Raw genomic sequence first — 15,557 nt, 5'->3', positions numbered from 1 at the left:
TCACCAAGTACCCCGATCAGTACGACAAGCTGATCGCCGATCCGGGCCTCATCTCCAACCTGGTGCCCGAGATTATTCGCTGGCAGACCCCGTTGTCCTACATGCGTCGCACCGCCAACAACGACTGCGAGATCGGCGGCAAGCAGATCCGCAAGAACGACCAGATCCTGATGTGGTACCTGTCGGCGAACCGCGACGAGACCGTGTTCGACAATGCGGATGCGATCGATCTCGAGCGACACAATGCGGATCGGCACCTTTCATTCGGCTACGGCATCCACTTCTGCATGGGCAGCCGGCTCGCCGAGATGCAGCTTCGTGTGCTGTGGGAGGAGGTGCTCCAGCGATTTGAGCGCATCGAGGTTCAGGCTGAGCCGGAGCGGACCTTTTCGGCCTTTGTCCACGGCTACACCAACCTGCCGGTGAAGGTCACCCGCCGCTGAGCTCCGCAGCGGCGGCCATCATTTCGGACTCGTCCATAACGCTTGCCGACCATAACGAGGAGCGTTATGGTCGTCCTTGTGTTGCAATCGTTCCGCAACAAGGACACCGAACGGGTGTGGCAACGACAACGATCGAAGCGTCTCGACCAAGCCACCCAACGAGCTGCCCTGCGCAGGCTGCTCATCCTGGACGCCGCAGATGAGATCGGGGATCTCCGGGTACCGCCGGGCAACCGCCTTGAGAAGCTCAAGGGCGACCGAGCAACCACATACAGCATCCGCATCAATGACCAGTGGCGTATCTGCTTCCGATGGACTACCGCCGGACCCGAAGACGTCGAGATCGTGGACTACCACTGAAAGGACACGACATGACCACATCCGCTCTTGAGCCGATCCACCCAGGCGAAGTCCTGATGTTCGAGTATCTCAAGCCGCTTGGGATCACCCAGCACCACGTCGCAGTCGCGATTGGAGTGCCACCGCGCCGGATCAACGAGATCGTTCACGCCAAGCGTGGCATCACCGCTGACACGGCCCTGCGCCTCGCCCGGTACTTTCGCACCAGCGAACGGTTCTGGCTGAACCTCCAGAGCCGTTACGAACTCGAGGTCGAACGGGACCGACTTGCGGAAACCCTCGAGCAGATCGAACCGCTCGCCATCGCATAGAGCCCTCTCCACCTCCAGCAGGGCTGACTACCGGTGGTCCGAGATCATGGTGCCGCCTCGAACGTGTCGGGCGAACGCTTCGAGCCACACGGCGAAGAGCAGGCCCGACAGGATCAGGGCGAGCAGCCACGGCGCAGGTCGGGCGGCGCCTGCGATGAGCGACGCGCCCGCGGCGACGGCAAGCGTCAGCGGCACCAGCCGGCGGCCAGGGTGCGCGTCGATGGTTTTCGTCAGCACTGCGATGGAGAGCGCCACCGTCGCTGTCGACGCCGAGATGAGCCAGGCGGTCGCTGTTGGGGTTCGGCCGTCGCCGGCGTGTTCGACGAGCCCGATCATGCCTGCCCCCGTTGCGGAGATGCCGATCGCAAGCAGCAGGTGTCCATACATCCACGCGACCCGCGCCCGTCCAACCCCGGGCACCCGCCCGCCGACGAAGTCGAAGTAGTTCCACCAGAACCCGAAACCGATGGACAGTGCGATCAGCCCGGTCGCAATCGTCCGAAAATCGTGCTCGGAGGCGGCGAGCCCGTTGGCGACGCCAACGACCACCTCGCCAAGCACGATGATCGTAAACAGGCCGAACCGCTCGGCGAGCGACTCGGTGACCCGTGTGGCCTGGACCATCTGATCGCTGCGTGGGCGCAGGGTCATGACCAAGTTGCCTGCGAGCGACAGTCCGACGGCTATGCCCCACAGCGCCAACCGGACGTCCTGGTTGTCGAGTGCTGCGCTGATGGCAACGATGACGGCGATGATCACGATGCCCTGCACGTAGCGGCCGGCAACGGGGCGCCACTCCGGGGTATCGAATCGGCGCACCTCGAACCATTGCCAGGCGATCAGCATCACCAGCAGCGTGAAGACGATGGCGAAGCCGCGGCCGTCGCTTGGATCTTCCGCTGCCTGGACGGTGAACACCGACAGCAGAACGAGCAGCGACACCTGAGCGAAGATGTAGGTGCGGCTCCGGCCATCCTCCCTGCCGTGCAGGTCGTGGTAGAGGGTGCCGTTGACCCACGCAATCCAGATCAGGGCAAACACGATGAGGAAGTCGCGGACGCCGACCCAGGTGACGTCGCCCGCAAGCGAGCGAGAGATCTGTGCGATCAGCACGACGAAGACCAGGTCGTAGAAGAGCTCGAGGTAGCTCACCGTGCGGTGGGCGAGCACCTCGCCGTGTCGGCGCGGCGGTCGAAACCACCTCGAATCACCGCGTGGCCGTGTAGTGGGTGGTTCGCTCATGCGACCCGATCAGAGGTCGAATGTCTGGCCGGTCAACCCTTCGCTCAGGGTCCACAGCTGGCGTGCCCGTTCCGGGTCGACGGCATAGGAGCGAACGCCGGACACCTGCGAGTCGTCGTCGATGGGCGCGATGCCGCAGTCCTCGAGGTAGATGCCGCCCATGCCGTCCAGCTCAGGTGCGGTTGCGGCGTACACCGTCGTTGCGGCGCCGGCTGCGACCGACTTCAGCCCCATCGATCCGGCCGGCCGGCGCGATTGCAGGGCTTCGAAGTCCTGTTGCTGCATGTGCCGTGACAGGTCGGTCATGATCGTTCCCGGATGCACCGCAAACGCTCGGACATTGCGGTCCCGCAGCCGCCGGTCCAGTTCGACCGCGTGCAGCACGTTGGCGGTCTTGGCCTGCCCGTAGGCCGCCCACTTGTCGTAGTCACGATGCTCGAAGTTCACATCATCAAGGTGCACGTCGTCGCGTTGATGACCACGGGAGCTGAGGTTCACGATCCGGCCCGATCCGTTGGCAACCAGGGTTGGGGCGACCAGGCCCGTGAGCAGAAAATGGCCAAGGTGGTTGGTGCCGAACTGCCGCTCGAACCCGTCGTCGGTCGTGCCCTGCGGGCAGGCCATCACACCAGCGTTGTTGATCAGAATGTCCAGTGTTTCGTGGCCGTCCACCCACCGCTCTCCAAACCCCCTGATGCTGGCCAACGACCCGAGCTCCAACTGTTCAATCTCGATGTCGTCGTTGCCGGTCGACGCCTTGATGGCATCGACGGCGGCGGAGGCCTTGGTGAGATCGCGTGCGGTGATCACCACGCTCGCACCCTTGGATGCCAGCGCACGTGCGGTCTCTGCGCCGAGCCCTCCCGACGCGCCGGTGATCAGCACCGACAGGTCGGAGAGGTCGAGCCCGTCGACCACCTCGTCGGTGGTCGTGTCGGGCCCAAAGGCGCTGCGATCGATGTCCATCATCCGATTGTGGCCGCTGCGCTCGCCCGCCGTGCGGTATTTCTGGACCGAAGGCTGCGTTGGAGTCCTCGACAGATTTTGAGCTCAACCTGTCTCAGCTGACCCAGGAGGCGATCCAACGGGTCGCGGCTGAGCGCGAGGGCGAGACCCTTGCGGTGCGGGTGACAGCAGCCAGTGATCGGATCAGGCGCCTCGATATCGACTGGCCCACGCAATCTCTCGATGGGGAGCGCGCGCAGGCCGGCGAGCGATGACCATCGTCGTCGACGCAAACGTTGCGATCGCCGTGCTCAATCCCCATCACCTGTCTCATGAAGCGGCGCTCAAGAGGTGCCCGCGCGACGGCAAGCTCCTCATCCTGGGGATCACACGCGCAGAGGCTCTGATCCATGCCACGCGGTCGAGTCAGTTCGAGAATGCCGATGCCGAACTGCGGCGACTCGGGTTCGTCACGGAGCCGCTCGACAACGCCGTGGCCGATCGGGCGCGCCAACTCCAGGCCGACCACGGCAACAAGAACTTTCCCATGGTCGATGCCGTCGTGGCTGCCTTTAGAGCGGAACGCAGGCTGCCCGTGATCACCTGCGACGCAAAGTGGCCTGCCATGGACGAGGTCGAAGTCGAGACGCTCTCTCCCGCCAGTGCGGGCGGGTAACGCCAGGCCAACCCCACGCTGCGGGGTAGCCCCTCTGGAGGAGACAGGCTTGAAGGGCCGCAAAGAATCGGATCGACACTCTCGCTCGCGTTGCGACTGCGCTCGATCGGCCCTTGATGCTGTCGTTCCCCGTGAGATCCCGGATCAGATGACCGACGCTATTCAGGTTGCCTGATCACGTGGGGCGCCGCCTTGTCTCTGTACCTCGTCGGGCCCATAAACCGAAGGTCGCAAATTCAAATTCTGCCAGTATTACCAACGACATCGGCTGAAAGCGTGGAATCTAAACGGTTCAAGACTATCTCTATCTTCATAAGCATTCGGTGCCTAGCTGGCCGATTCACCATATGTCAAACCTGTTTCAAGCCATCCTGGGGGCGCAGAAACTTCCGGCCTTTAGATAGATCGATGTGCTGTCGTTGGGTGGACCTCTAACGACAGACCTAGCGATGCTCCCATAGCCCCGGATGCCCCGGCTTGCATGGAGGAGCTTCTGCCACACCCGTGCCGGTTCCGTGACGCCCTGGCTGTCCTGCGCCCCACCTCCGTGGCCCGAGGAGAGGTCGCCGCATGCCCAAAGGTTGCGAGACCGGCAACCCCGCTCGCCATGTAGCGTCTGAACATGACAGAGCAGTCTCCTGCCGGCTGGCACCCCGACCCATTGGGGCGCCACGAACTTCGATACTGGAATGGCGGTCAGTGGTCGGAGCACGTGTCAACCAGTGGGCGGCAGGCGATCGACCCTCCGGTCCAACCACAACCCCGGGCGGCGGGTAAGCATGGCCGAAAGGTTACGAAGCAACTACGCAAATTGGGCGTCTCGGCAAGTGCGCAACCTGGGGGCGGCACGTTGTTCACGGAGCCGGTGCTGGTCTTCAACCAAAACGCCAAGCTCCTCGAGGTCAACGCTGAGTACACCATCTACAGCCAAGGCGGCACGGTAGTCGGCGCTGTTCGCGAGGTTGGACGGACGTTCATGAGCAGGACATCAGGACCCTCTCGTAACCGGCAATCGCACAACTTCGAGGTCGTCGACACGCACGGCAAGGTGCTCCTTCGTCTGAACCGTCCGGCGAAGGTTCTCAGGTCAAAGATGTCCGTGTTCAGTGAAGACGGCGAGGCCATCGGCGAGATCGCTCAAAAGACGCTCGACTTCGCTGGATTCTGGAGCTTCGGCACGAAATTCACCCTTGAGTCCCACGGCCACCCGGTGGGTTCGATGATCTCGGACGGCCAGGAGGGCTGGGAATGTGTCATCGAAGACCCAGCCGGCAACCAGGTCGCGCAGATTACACGGTCCTGGGCGGGCATGACGAAGGAGATGTTCACCAAGGCCGACAATTACGTACTGCAATTCCGTCGGCCGCTCGAGGAACCCCTGCGCTCCCTCGTGATCGCCGGCGCCGTTGCTCTCGACACAGCGTTCAGGCAGAAATAGAGCTCTCCTGCTCGTGGGTGCCGAGCGAGGCGAGCAGTGACCACGGTACGGGGGCCGCACCCATTTCGAGTGCCCTAGTTGTTCGGGTCCTTCGCGACAAGGATGGTGCTGTCTTTTGGTGGGCGCCGGTGACGACGGCTCCCTCGTCGGGCTCATAACCCGAAGGTCATAGGTTCGAAGATTGCCCCCGCCGCTGACGAGAAGGCCCGGAGCTCGTTGGGATCTCGCCCGTTCTGGTTCCCCACCTCGACGACTTCCTCGTGCATCAACTCGCGCTCAGTTCCGAGGTCTTGGGCGACCAAAACGTCTAGGGACGACTCAATGCGACAACCTGATCTGGTGACAGGCTGACCTCGAGGGGCGTGTCCACCCACGGGTTGGGAATGTTTGGCAATACATGTTGATCAAGCTGTTCGACAAGGGCCTTGATTACCGAGTGTGCATGTTCAGTTCGGTTTCCCATAAGTGGAACTTTGTCCCGAAAGCTCTTTACGGGTTCATGGATCGCCAACGGTTTCAGTCGATTGTGGAGATCGAAGAACTCCGAGCGGAGTTCCTTCGCGCTACTGTCCAGCATCCGCATTGCGACTTCAGAGCTGCCCTCTTCCGCTAGGCATATCGCAGCAAGAGCATCAAACTTCGTTTGGGATAGAAGGGCCCGAACGAAGAGCACAAGCTCTTCTTCGAGCTTGCCTTCGCGGGCCAACCTTTCGACTTCGTCAGCCCAAGGCTGACTCTCTCCGTGCTTCTTCTCGTACTCGATCTGTTCCCGCTCAAGTTGCTCTTTGAAGCGCCGGACCCACCTACGGCGAGACGCGTAAAGCGCTTCGATCCGCGCCCGCTGCGCGGCGAGCTCCAACCGAAGGTACGGAGGCAGCGGACCGTACTGGACGGCATGGCCGGTGGTGACGAGGAAGGCCTCTGCGGCGTCACAGATGCCGTGGTCAGTGTCCTCGAGGCGCGCTTCGATCCGGTCGACGGCGGCTTGAATTGACGCAAGCGCTCTCTCGAGTCGCGCTTGCTGTGCGACCGCCGCCGCAGCAGCGATCGCTACGGGGATGAGTATCGGAGCCATCGCCACCAAAGTGGTTCCGCTCGCTGCGGCACCGGCGACCCCTCCGGCTACGGCACCTGCGCCCCCTCCCACAGCGGCAGCCGAATCCGATACCACCCTGCCGTGCTTGACTATCTGGCCTGTTGTGCTGCTCACCGCTATTGCGGCGTCGCCTGTTGCCGTCTCCATGAGCTTTAGCGAGCCATTCGAAAGGCCCTTCATCACCGTCGGTGGGAAAACTACCGACAGCCCTACCCCAAGTTCCGCCGACTTTCGAAACAGCGCAGCGGCGGCGGGTGAGGCCTCTGCGACTGCCTTTAGAGCAGGGAACATTGTTGCTGACAGGACAGGAGCGACGGACTCCAGCGGCTTGTAGCTAGCTAGGGGTTCGAGTCGAAGTAGAGGCCCTGCAAGTGCCTCCACGTCCTCACCCGACGTCGTTGCGACAAGGTCATCGATGGAGACTTCAACAACTTCGAGTTCCTGCGTTGGCATCCGCCGACAATAGGGACCGGAAGGTACGAGAAGCGAGGGCGGCGAAGACAGGATTCCGGATCAGGTCGAATGGATAGGTCGCTGAGCAATGGACTCGAGCGGGCAGTTACGGAGTGACGAGTTCGGCGCGGACCACCACGCACGTCGTAACCCGTACCATGTGGTGGGCTGAACCGGAGGTGAGCAACGTGACAACAGCTATCCAAGTAGACCTCAGCGTCGACCTGAACACCATGGATGAGACGGGGCTGCCCTGGGCCTTTCTCGATGAGGCGCCAGATCCGTCGCTCATTGTGGCGGGCCACCACATCGTGGTCGGCTCTGGCGCTGCGACGGCTGTTGCCATCGTGGTCGATATCACCGGTGAAGGTATCGTCCACGTGCAGCCAATGCGCGGCTCGGTGGCCTCGAACGCTCATCTACTCGACGTCGACCGTGCATCGAGCGTCTAATTGGCTGCTCGGCGATGCTGGCTTCGTGTGGATGAGTTTGACGGACGATCTCGGTTGCTCGTCGGGCTCATCCACCCGAAGGTCGCAGGATTCCAGACTGACCCGATATGGACGGAGCGTTTCTAGGCCGTGTGATCGTGGATGGATTGGCCCGACATTTCGAACGTTCGGCGATCGACTGGGACCAGTTCACGCTGTCGAGCCCGTCTCAGCTTCGTTTTTGCCCCCGTTGACGTTGCGCCCTCACCAGCAGACAGCCGTCACCGACGTCATGGAGGGGTTCAAGAGTTCGGCAAGTAGGACGGACTGCCCCCTGGGGAACGCCAATTCACAACATCGCACACGCAACGCCGGTTCGCTGTAAGAATCCGAACCTGATGTCCACAGGATCTCAACCGGCGGCCGAGCCGGTTTCGCTGCCACGGGCGTTGGCTATAGCGGCGATGATGGGTGCTGCAGGTGCGGTGGTGGCGCTGGCGTTTGTGGCGGTCGTCTCGGCCGGCCAAAGCGTGTTGTGGCCGGACCCACTCGATCCGAGTGCGTTCTCCGGATCGATCAAGATCGTGATCGCCCTGACACTCGGCGGACTTGTGGTCGGGATCATCCACACATTGGTGCCCAGCGCGCAGGAGGACAACGTCTTCGTTGCTCTTGCGACGGGTCGGATCCAAAGCGACGCGATCCCGGGCGGTGTAGCGATCGCCGTGGTGTCGCTCATCGCTGGGTTCAGCCTCGGACCGGAGGTTCCAACCGGCATGGCCGCTGCGGGTATCGCCGCGTTTGCCGTCTCGCGACGGCTCGTGCGGCGAGCAGACTCGGATCTTGTGATGAGTGCGGCGATTTCCGGTGCATGGGGTGGGCTGTTCACCGCCCCGTTCACGGCGCTCTTGTTGAGCATCGAGTTGGGTGTGGGACGCAACGTGATGCGATGGGCGCGCCTTGCGGCCGATGCCACTGCCGCGATCGTGGGATTCGCGATCTTCTTCGCCGTCAACGCCGGCTGGGCGAATCTGATCCGGTCGCTGGATCTCCCTACGTTCGAGTTTGGGCTTCCCGAACTCGCCATCGCAGTGGGTTTCGGGGTCTTCGGAGCGATCATCGGCACGGTCTTCAAACTGTCGACCGTGGGGACGCAGAAGCTGGCAGCACCCCTCGCGGGGCGGCCGGTGTTGCGTTGCACCGGCGTCGGGCTGATCCTCGGCCTTGTCGGGATGGCGCTCCCGCTCACGTTGTTTCTTGGCACCGAAGGCCTCGTCGATGTCACCAGCCACCCGGCCGAACTTGGCATCGGTCTCATCCTGGTGAGCGCGCTCGTGAAGATTCTGGCGACGACGGGCGCGTTGTCGTTCGGCTTCGTCGGAGGACCGATTTTCCCGTTGCTGTTCGTCGGGGGCAGTCTCGGTTCGGTCGCCCACCTGGCGATCCCGGGTATCCCCCTAGGGCTCGCAGTGGCCGCGATGATGGCGGCCGTTCCATCGGCGGTGATTCCGGTGCCGCTGAGCATCGCCACCCTCACCGTGCTGATTGCAGGCATCCCAGCCACCGAGAGCACCGTGGTGTTCGCTGCGGCGATCGTGGCGTTGGTCTGCAGCCAGGCGATCGCACCGATCCTGGAGAAGTCGAAGCCGAAGCCGACCGCTGCATAGCGGGGGTGAGTTGCGACGCCAGACTTGGGTGCGGATCCCGCCACCTCCCACGGTGGGGTCGATACTTGTTGCAGTGCTCGATGTACTCGCCGAGCCGGGCTCGAAGTTGGTTTTGATGGGTGGTTCATGCCCTGCCCTTGGGCGAGAACGGGCGCTGGCAGCCTAGGCAGTGCGGTTCAGCTCCATCGGTGCAGGTCCTCGATGGTGTCGATGTCGTCGCGGTGGCCGGCACGCTGGACTACGGTCACCTCGTCCGGAGAGCGGGCAAGAAGCATGCGGGCGCCGATGTCTCCCGACGTTGGGCGAATCACCCAGGCCGAACACCACCGCTCCGCAGGCGCAAGTCGGCAAGCAACGGCCTAGAATCCCAAGGGATTCTGGGCCTGTTTCGTTCTCGTCACGTTGGAAGAGTCGTAGTCACTGGGCGCTGGACTCTCCCCCTGCATGGTGAATTGGGGTAGCAGGTAGGCCAAGCCGGGGCTGCAGGGTCGAAACATAGCGCTTGTGCGATCATCGCAAATGTGCGATGGTGTTTCTCGTGGCTGAGGTAGAGGCACATGACGAAGTAATCGAGTGGCTCGATGGCCTCAACCAGTCCGACTGGCACCGGACATCGGTGGTGATCGACCGTCTCAACAACGAACGGGCCGAGGTTGACCGGGCCCGCAAGGCCGCTCGGAACTGCGCTGAGAAGAATCCGTAGAAGGAGACCACGATGGCGAACAACTCCCGATGGGAAGACATCAAGAATGCAAAGGGCAAGCCCTCAGCTGAGGTGCGTGCGGAGGTCGAGCAGGACCTTGACCTTGGCCAACTCATGTACGACCTGCGTACCGAGGCTGGGTTGAGCCAGCGTGAGTTGGCTGATCGGATGGGCACGACCCAGTCGGTTATCTCCCGGCTTGAAGAGGGCGGCGGTGCAAAAAATCGGATCGACACTCTCGCTCGCGTTGCGACTGCCCTCGATCGGCACTTGGTGCTGTCCTTCCCCGCCGAGATCCCGGATCAGATGATCGACGCCGTACGGGTTGCCTGAACGGCTGGGGCGCAGCCTTGTCTCTGTAGCTATCGGGCTCATAACCCGAAGGTCGCAGCTCAAGTCCTGTTCCCGCCACCAAATCGGTACGCAAGAGGCCCCGCTTCGGCGGGGTCTCGTCGCATCCGGGTTTGACCGGGTGCGAGGCGGTCCCGAAGGCGCTCAGCTGGCGGTCAGCGTCGCCGACCGGCGGGCTCTTAGCTCGGGGCTCGGGGACGGCGCGCTCGCCGGTGCGCTCGGCACCGCTCTTACGGCAGTCTCCCCCAATTGCTCAGCGGCTTGCTGCCCACGGCATCAGCTTGATCACGATCGAGCGAGAGGAACGTCAGAGTCGGATCTTCTTCTTCTCGCCCATTCCGAAGATCCCGTCGAGGCTGGTGGTGCGCCCGGCGGCGGTGATCTGTCCCTGGAACCGCCCGTAGGGTGCGTGGTATTCGGCCAGCGAGTGGCGCGGGCCGACGTGCAGGGTACTGGGAACCTCCGGGGTGAAGGTCACCTCCACCAGACCGTCGCGATCAGAGATGTGCCAGGGACCCTCAACGCCATCGGGCCGGTCGAAGGTGACTGCTGGCAGTCGGTGGAGCCCGCCGTCGCGCCACAGCACGTTCTCGTTGTTCACCTCGGGGTTCAGCGCCTGGTTGCGGGTGAGGTTGAACCCGAGCAGGGAACCGCCCTCATGGCGGGCACCGGTGACCCAGTCGTAGATCTGCGGGGACGGGTACTCCCCGTGGTGGTCATCGAGGATCAGAAACGACCGATCCTCGTCGAACGTGATGGTCTCCTCGCCGATGCTCAAAACGCCGGTGAACGGCACCAGAACCTTGTTCGTGCACAGGATCCGGTCTGAGGGGAACGGATGGCAGACGGCGAGATGGCGGGTGTCTTCGTCGATCAGGCCGGTGCCGGTCAGCGACATAGAGGGCAGGCTGTTCCTCCCAGCGTGGTGACCGTCGAGGTCAATCCTGCCATCGGCAAGCGCGTTCGTGATCGTGAGCGCGCTGCGACGGCTCCCGCCCCGGGACACCGACCGTTCCAGCCCCTGAGCCACCTCAACGCTCCGGGCTGGCACCTTGTTGATCCATCGCAGGCGGCGTCCGCTCGCCTGGTGCACGGCGATCACCATGACGATCCCGACGACCTTGGCGTTGTAGACCGCGCCCAGCACGAACCACTCGTCGTTGCCGAGCTGGAACGCCTCCCACTCCTTCGTTCGGAAGTCTCGCCCCCAGTTCGCCATGCGGCCTCGCCACCCCGGCGTCTGCACGATGTCGCCCAAGTTGAGCTGAGGGACGGGGCCATCGAACGAACCGAGCTGGTGCCGGCCATCGATGACCAGGGCAGCCGGTGGGGGCAGCAGCGCAGGCGGAAGGGGGGTCGTCACGTCATACCGCCATCATCAACCAGAGCCGCTCGACAACAGCGTTCACGGAGCGACGAGTTCGGCGGTCACCTTCCGCAGGTCGGTCAGCGTCCGCTCGGCGGCGCCCGAGGCGATCGAGGTACGTGCCGCTTCCAACGCCTCGCCCAAATCGTCGTGCAATCCGGACACCACGAGCCCGGCGGCAGCGTTCAACAGGATCAGATCGGCGTCGGGCCCCGGCTTGCCGGCCAACACCTCGGTGATGATGCGGGCGTTGTCGACCGGGTCTCCCCCACCGATCTCGTCGCCTGAAACCTCGGTGATCCCGACCTCGGACGCATGCAGCGTGCGCCGCTCGACCCGGTCGGCGCTGACGTCGACGATCTGGGACGGGGCCGAGGTGCTCAGCTCGTCCAGCCCATCCTGGCCGTGCACCAGCCACACCCGGTCCACGCCACGGCGGCGCATCACGTCGGCGAGCAGCTCCAACCGGGACGGGTCGCTCACCCCGATCACGGCCCGCTTCAGCCGTGCCGGGTGGGCGATCGGGCCCAACATGTTGAACACGGTCGGGATGCCCAGCTCGGCCCTCACGGTGGCGGCGTGGCGCATCGCCGGGTGAAACATCCGTGCAAAGGCGAAAGCGATGCCCACCTGGGAGACGCATGCCGCCACCTGGGGACCGTCGAGCTCGACGGCGATGCCCAGCTCGTCGAGCACGTCGGACGATCCGCTGGTCGAGCTGGCCCGGCGGTTGCCGTGCTTGCACACCTTGGCGCCCGCACCCGCCGCCACGAAGCTGGCGGCGGTCGACACGTTGAGCGCCCTGGTGCGGCGGCGGGGCGAACCGCCGGTGCCGACGATGTCGATCACGTTGTGCTGGGACAGCTCGAGCGGCGCTGCGGCATCCAACATCGCGTCGACCATGCCCGACATCTCGGCCGCCGCCTCACCCTTGCCCCGCAAGCCGAGCAGAAAGCCGGCCAGCTGGGCGTCGGTGGCCTCGCCGGCCAGCACAACCGCCATCGCATCGCGGCCCTCGTCGGTGGTCAGGTCGGAGCCGTCAACCAGCCGACTCAGGAGGGTCGGCCAGCCGCCGTGAATGAAGAGGTTGCTCACAGCTCGATCCTACGGGAAGCGCTGTTGCGGCCGGTTGAGGCGCTCGTGGCTGGTGATCATCAGCTTTCGTAGTCCTCGACCGTGGCTTCCGAACGCTCGCTGGCGAAGTCGGGGTCCAGGTCGAACTCGCGCCGAGCGCGGCGCTGACGGAGCAGGTCCCAGCACTGGTCCAGCTCCACCTCGATCTGGGCGACCCGCCGACGGTCGGCGTCGGAGGCGGTGCCGTCAGACTCCTTGTGGCGGAGCTTCTGCTCCTCCTCGGTGAGCGCATTGATCGCTGCAAGCTGCGAGTTCTCGGCCATGGCCATCCCCCTGATCGATCGAAGTGGGTGAAGCGATTTTAACGAGGCACCGGGTCGACTTCGCGGGCGGGGCGTCCCCTGCCATGATCGGGCGATGGCGAAGCGACCCAATGTGCTGGTGGTGCTGTCCGATCAGCAGCGACCCGACTCCTGCGGCGTGTTTGGACAGCGCCTGGACGTGACGCCCAACCTGGACGCCTTGGCGGCCGACGGCGTCGCCTTCGACAACTCCTTCACCGTGCAGCCGCTGTGCGGACCGTCCCGGGCGGCGTTGCAGACCGGGCTGATGCCCACCACCACCGGGTGCTGGCGCAACGGCAGGTCGCTCCCCCAGGATGCGACGACGCTGGCGACTGAGCTGGGCTCGGCCGGCTACTGGACCGGCTATCTGGGTAAGTGGCACCTGGCCTCCGACGGCGGTTACCTGCCCAAGCCGGGCACTGGCGCCACCCGGTTTGGCAACCGCCCGGTGCCCCCCGAACGTCGGGGCGGCTACAAGGACCTGTGGCTCGCAGCCGACTCGCTGGAGGCGACCTCGCTCCCCTACCGGGGCCACCTCTTCGACGGCGACGGCAACCGGGTGGAGCTGACCGGCTTTCGGGTTGACGCCATCACCGACCTGGCCATCAAGGCCCTCGAGGACCAGGCGGACGACGAGCGGCCGTTCTTCATGTTTGTGTCGTTTCTCGAACCGCATCATCAGAACAACCGGGGCCGCACGATCGGACCCAAGGGGTGGGCCAAGCGGTTTAGGGACTACGACGTGCCCGCCGACCTTCAGGGCACCCTCGGCGACTGGCGCTGGAACTACTCGGAGTACCTGGCCTGCTGCGCGTCGATCGACGCCAACCTGGGTCGCCTCACCGGCGCCCTCAAGGCGCTGGGCGAGCTGGACGACACGATCGTCGTCTACTCCTCCGACCACGGCAGCCACTTTCGCACCCGCAACGCCGAGTACAAGCGCTCGCCCCACGATGCCTCGATCCGGGTGCCGCTGGTGGTGCGTGGACCCGGCTTCCGCAGCGGGCAACGCAGCGATGCGATGGTCAGCAGCCTCGACCTGTTACCCACCCTGGTGTCGGCCGCCGGCGGCGAGCCGGTACCCGGCGACGGGCACCCGTTACAGGAGTTTCTCGACGGGCGGGCCACCCGCACGTCGGCGCTGGTGCAGATCAGCGAGTCGCAGGTGGGGCGGGCGCTGCGCACCGAGCGCTACACGTACGCGGTGACGGGAACCGGCTTGGGACGCCTCGCCCGCTACCGGGACTCGGCCGCCGACGCGTACGAGGAGCACGTGGTGTACGACAACGTCGACGACCCGGCCCAGAGGCACAACCTGGCCGGCACCGCTGCGACCGCCGAGCTGCGACGGTCGCTGGCCACCCAGCTCGAAGATGAGATCGAGCGCCTGGAGGGCACCCGCCCACGCATCCTCGTCGGATCGAGCTAGAGGGAGCAACGCCATGTACCGCCCCAACACGATGCCGGCGCACGGCGAGAAACTCCTACCCGAGGACGTCGCCACGTTGGGGCCCGATGGGGCCGACCTGGCGATGGCCTACCTGGCCCACCGCGAGCACAACGAGACGACGCCGCTGCACGAGCTCAGCGGCCTCGCAGCCGAGCTGGGCGTCGGGGCGGTGTACGTCAAGGACGAGGGATACCGGCTGGGGCTCGGCAGCTTCAAGGCGCTGGGCGGCTCCTACGTGGTCGTCCGCCTGGTGCTGGCTGAGGCCTCGCGTCGGCTGGGCCGAAAGGTCGATGTCGGGGAACTCGAGAGCGAGGCGGTCCGTGCGGTCGCCGCCACGATGACGTTCGCCTGCGCCACCGACGGCAACCACGGACGGTCGGTGGCCCAGGGCGCCGAGCTGGTCGGCGCCGAGGCGGCGATCTTCATGCACACAGGCGTCAGCGACCAACGGGTGGCGGCGATCGCGCGTTTCGGCGCAACGATCATTCGAGTGGACGGTAGCTACGACGACTCGATCGTCGAGGCGGCCCGGGTGGCCGACGCCGAAGGCTGGACCGTACTGTCCGATACCTCGTGGCCCGGCTACGAGGAGATTCCGGCGATGGTGGCCCAGGGCTACACAGTTCTGGCGCGCGAGTCGCTTGACGAGATGGCGGCGCCGCCCACCCACGTGTTCGTCCAGGCCGGGGTCGGCGGCTTTGCTGCTGCCGTCGCCGGGCACCTCGCCGCAGTGCTCGGGGCGGACCGTCCCCGCGTGATCGTCGTCGAGCCCGAGCGGGCGGCCTGCCTGTTCGCATCCAACGAGGAGGGCAGCATCGTCACCGTGCCCGGCGCCGAGCCGACCGTGATGGCGATGCTCGAGTGCTACGAGCCGTCGCCGCTGGCCTGGCGGGTGCTCGACCGGGTGGCCGACGGCTTCCTCACGCTGGGCGAGGCGGAGTCGCCGGCGGCGATGGTGCGCCTGGCCCGTCCCGCATCCGGCGACCCGCCGATCGTCGGCGGCGAAAGCGGCGTGGCGGGCCTGGCCCGGCTGCTGCAGGGGGCCGATGACCCGGGGCTGCGGGAAAGCGGTGGGGTCGCCGCCCCAGTGGGCAAGCAGACCGGGGGCAAGCAGACCGGCGGGCCATCCGACCGACATTCGCCCGCGTCCACCGGCCGGAAGGTGTCAAAAGTCATCGGATCGATTCGTCGAGAGCTTGGAAATCCG

At 65.0% G+C, this 15,557-nt stretch carries 17 protein-coding genes; 11 read left to right on the top strand and 6 right to left on the bottom strand.

Annotated elements, in window-relative coordinates; translation table 11 throughout:
• From PKD89_RS18785 to PKD89_RS18775, 3 genes are all read left to right on the top strand, one after another.
• On the top strand, nucleotides 1–443 hold a 443-nt coding region (locus tag PKD89_RS18785; protein ID WP_324332798.1), incomplete at its 5' end, for a cytochrome P450.
• Between the two features lie 78 nt (nucleotides 444–521).
• Nucleotides 522–803: a type II toxin-antitoxin system RelE/ParE family toxin gene (locus PKD89_RS18780; RefSeq protein ID WP_287392198.1), complete on the top strand. Its 282-nt coding sequence runs from the start codon at nucleotides 522–524 to the stop codon at nucleotides 801–803.
• Nucleotides 804–814: 11 nt separating this feature from the next.
• Complete coding sequence (locus PKD89_RS18775; RefSeq protein ID WP_287392199.1) at nucleotides 815–1,114, top strand: HigA family addiction module antitoxin; 300 nt, start codon at nucleotides 815–817, stop codon at nucleotides 1,112–1,114.
• A 27-nt stretch (nucleotides 1,115–1,141) separates the two neighbouring features.
• Here the strand turns inward: PKD89_RS18775 and PKD89_RS18770 are convergent, their stop codons facing one another.
• Together PKD89_RS18770 and PKD89_RS18765 are read right to left on the bottom strand one after the other, a co-directional pair.
• Nucleotides 1,142–2,356, bottom strand: a complete 1,215-nt coding sequence (locus tag PKD89_RS18770) for a low temperature requirement protein A (protein ID WP_289011527.1) — start codon at nucleotides 2,354–2,356, stop codon at nucleotides 1,142–1,144.
• Between the two features lie 9 nt (nucleotides 2,357–2,365).
• Complete coding sequence (locus PKD89_RS18765) at nucleotides 2,366–3,322, bottom strand: SDR family NAD(P)-dependent oxidoreductase (RefSeq protein ID WP_289011526.1); 957 nt, start codon at nucleotides 3,320–3,322, stop codon at nucleotides 2,366–2,368.
• 250 nt (nucleotides 3,323–3,572) lie between these two features.
• Between PKD89_RS18765 and PKD89_RS18760 the strand changes: the two genes are divergently transcribed.
• Both PKD89_RS18760 and PKD89_RS18755 read left to right on the top strand, forming a co-directional pair.
• Complete coding sequence (locus tag PKD89_RS18760; RefSeq protein ID WP_287392207.1) at nucleotides 3,573–3,977, top strand: PIN domain-containing protein; 405 nt, start codon at nucleotides 3,573–3,575, stop codon at nucleotides 3,975–3,977.
• Between the two features lie 622 nt (nucleotides 3,978–4,599).
• Nucleotides 4,600–5,415: a phospholipid scramblase-related protein gene (locus PKD89_RS18755; protein WP_324332795.1), complete on the top strand. Its 816-nt coding sequence runs from the start codon at nucleotides 4,600–4,602 to the stop codon at nucleotides 5,413–5,415.
• Between the two features lie 307 nt (nucleotides 5,416–5,722).
• On the opposite strand, the gene PKD89_RS18750 is transcribed toward PKD89_RS18755, so the two are convergent.
• Complete coding sequence (locus tag PKD89_RS18750; RefSeq protein WP_287392211.1) at nucleotides 5,723–6,964, bottom strand: hypothetical protein; 1,242 nt, start codon at nucleotides 6,962–6,964, stop codon at nucleotides 5,723–5,725.
• A 188-nt stretch (nucleotides 6,965–7,152) separates the two neighbouring features.
• Here PKD89_RS18750 and PKD89_RS18745 point away from each other — a divergent pair, with 188 nt between their 5' ends.
• The 4 genes from PKD89_RS18745 to PKD89_RS18730 all read left to right on the top strand — a co-directional run bounded on the left by PKD89_RS18745 (nucleotide 7,153) and on the right by PKD89_RS18730 (nucleotide 10,098).
• Entirely contained in the window at nucleotides 7,153–7,416 is a 264-nt protein-coding gene (locus tag PKD89_RS18745; protein ID WP_324332793.1) for a hypothetical protein, read from the top strand.
• Nucleotides 7,417–8,006: 590 nt separating this feature from the next.
• Nucleotides 8,007–9,062, top strand: a complete 1,056-nt coding sequence (locus PKD89_RS18740) for a chloride channel protein (protein ID WP_324332791.1) — start codon at nucleotides 8,007–8,009, stop codon at nucleotides 9,060–9,062.
• A 538-nt stretch (nucleotides 9,063–9,600) separates the two neighbouring features.
• Nucleotides 9,601–9,765, top strand: coding sequence for a hypothetical protein (locus tag PKD89_RS18735; RefSeq protein WP_289011525.1), 165 nt, complete (start codon nucleotides 9,601–9,603; stop codon nucleotides 9,763–9,765).
• 12 nt (nucleotides 9,766–9,777) lie between these two features.
• On the top strand, nucleotides 9,778–10,098 hold the full coding sequence (locus PKD89_RS18730; RefSeq protein ID WP_287392224.1) for a helix-turn-helix transcriptional regulator: 321 nt from the start codon (nucleotides 9,778–9,780) through the stop codon (nucleotides 10,096–10,098).
• Nucleotides 10,099–10,423: 325 nt separating this feature from the next.
• Here the strand turns inward: PKD89_RS18730 and PKD89_RS18725 are convergent, their stop codons facing one another.
• From PKD89_RS18725 to PKD89_RS18715, 3 genes are read right to left on the bottom strand one after another with little or no spacing between them, the layout of a single operon-like run.
• Nucleotides 10,424–11,479 carry a DUF2804 family protein gene (locus PKD89_RS18725; RefSeq protein WP_289011524.1) on the bottom strand — a complete coding sequence of 352 codons (1,056 nt, stop codon included), beginning with the start codon at nucleotides 11,477–11,479 and terminating at the stop codon, nucleotides 10,424–10,426.
• A 42-nt stretch (nucleotides 11,480–11,521) separates the two neighbouring features.
• Complete coding sequence (trpD, locus tag PKD89_RS18720; RefSeq protein WP_287392229.1) at nucleotides 11,522–12,577, bottom strand: anthranilate phosphoribosyltransferase; 1,056 nt, start codon at nucleotides 12,575–12,577, stop codon at nucleotides 11,522–11,524.
• Nucleotides 12,578–12,636: 59 nt separating this feature from the next.
• On the bottom strand, nucleotides 12,637–12,879 hold the full coding sequence (locus PKD89_RS18715) for a DUF2630 family protein (RefSeq protein WP_287392231.1): 243 nt from the start codon (nucleotides 12,877–12,879) through the stop codon (nucleotides 12,637–12,639).
• A gap of 94 nt (nucleotides 12,880–12,973) precedes the next feature.
• Here PKD89_RS18715 and PKD89_RS18710 point away from each other — a divergent pair, with 94 nt between their 5' ends.
• The gene (locus PKD89_RS18710) at nucleotides 12,974–14,329 is read left to right on the top strand and encodes a sulfatase-like hydrolase/transferase (protein WP_289011523.1); all 1,356 of its coding nucleotides are present in this window, start codon (nucleotides 12,974–12,976) and stop codon (nucleotides 14,327–14,329) included.
• A gap of 13 nt (nucleotides 14,330–14,342) precedes the next feature.
• Nucleotides 14,343–15,557 (top strand): diaminopropionate ammonia-lyase (locus PKD89_RS18705; RefSeq protein WP_324332787.1); only part of this gene is annotated, 1,215 nt, incomplete at its 3' end.

It is taken from the genome of Candidatus Neomicrothrix sp. (assembly GCF_035329545.1).
GTDB lineage: Bacteria > Actinomycetota > Acidimicrobiia > Acidimicrobiales > Microtrichaceae > Microthrix > Microthrix subdominans.
The sequence above is the reverse complement of the archived record's forward strand: the minus strand, read 5'-3'. Positions and strand labels throughout refer to the sequence as shown.

Bases quoted from the DNA above. Each gene is read 5' to 3' on its own strand.
- PKD89_RS18715 (WP_287392231.1), bottom strand. From the start codon at position 12,879: ATGGCCGAGAACTCGCAGCTTGCAGCGATCAATGCGCTCACCGAGGAG.
- PKD89_RS18770 (WP_289011527.1), bottom strand. From the start codon at position 2,356: ATGAGCGAACCACCCACTACACGGCCACGCGGTGATTCGAGGTGGTTT.
- PKD89_RS18775 (WP_287392199.1), top strand. From the start codon at position 815: ATGACCACATCCGCTCTTGAGCCGATCCACCCAGGCGAAGTCCTGATG.
- PKD89_RS18765 (WP_289011526.1), bottom strand. From the start codon at position 3,322: ATGGACATCGATCGCAGCGCCTTTGGGCCCGACACGACCACCGACGAG.
- PKD89_RS18755 (WP_324332795.1), top strand. From the start codon at position 4,600: ATGACAGAGCAGTCTCCTGCCGGCTGGCACCCCGACCCATTGGGGCGC.
- PKD89_RS18750 (WP_287392211.1), bottom strand. From the start codon at position 6,964: ATGCCAACGCAGGAACTCGAAGTTGTTGAAGTCTCCATCGATGACCTT.
- PKD89_RS18760 (WP_287392207.1), top strand. From the start codon at position 3,573: ATGACCATCGTCGTCGACGCAAACGTTGCGATCGCCGTGCTCAATCCC.
- PKD89_RS18710 (WP_289011523.1), top strand. From the start codon at position 12,974: ATGGCGAAGCGACCCAATGTGCTGGTGGTGCTGTCCGATCAGCAGCGA.
- PKD89_RS18730 (WP_287392224.1), top strand. From the start codon at position 9,778: ATGGCGAACAACTCCCGATGGGAAGACATCAAGAATGCAAAGGGCAAG.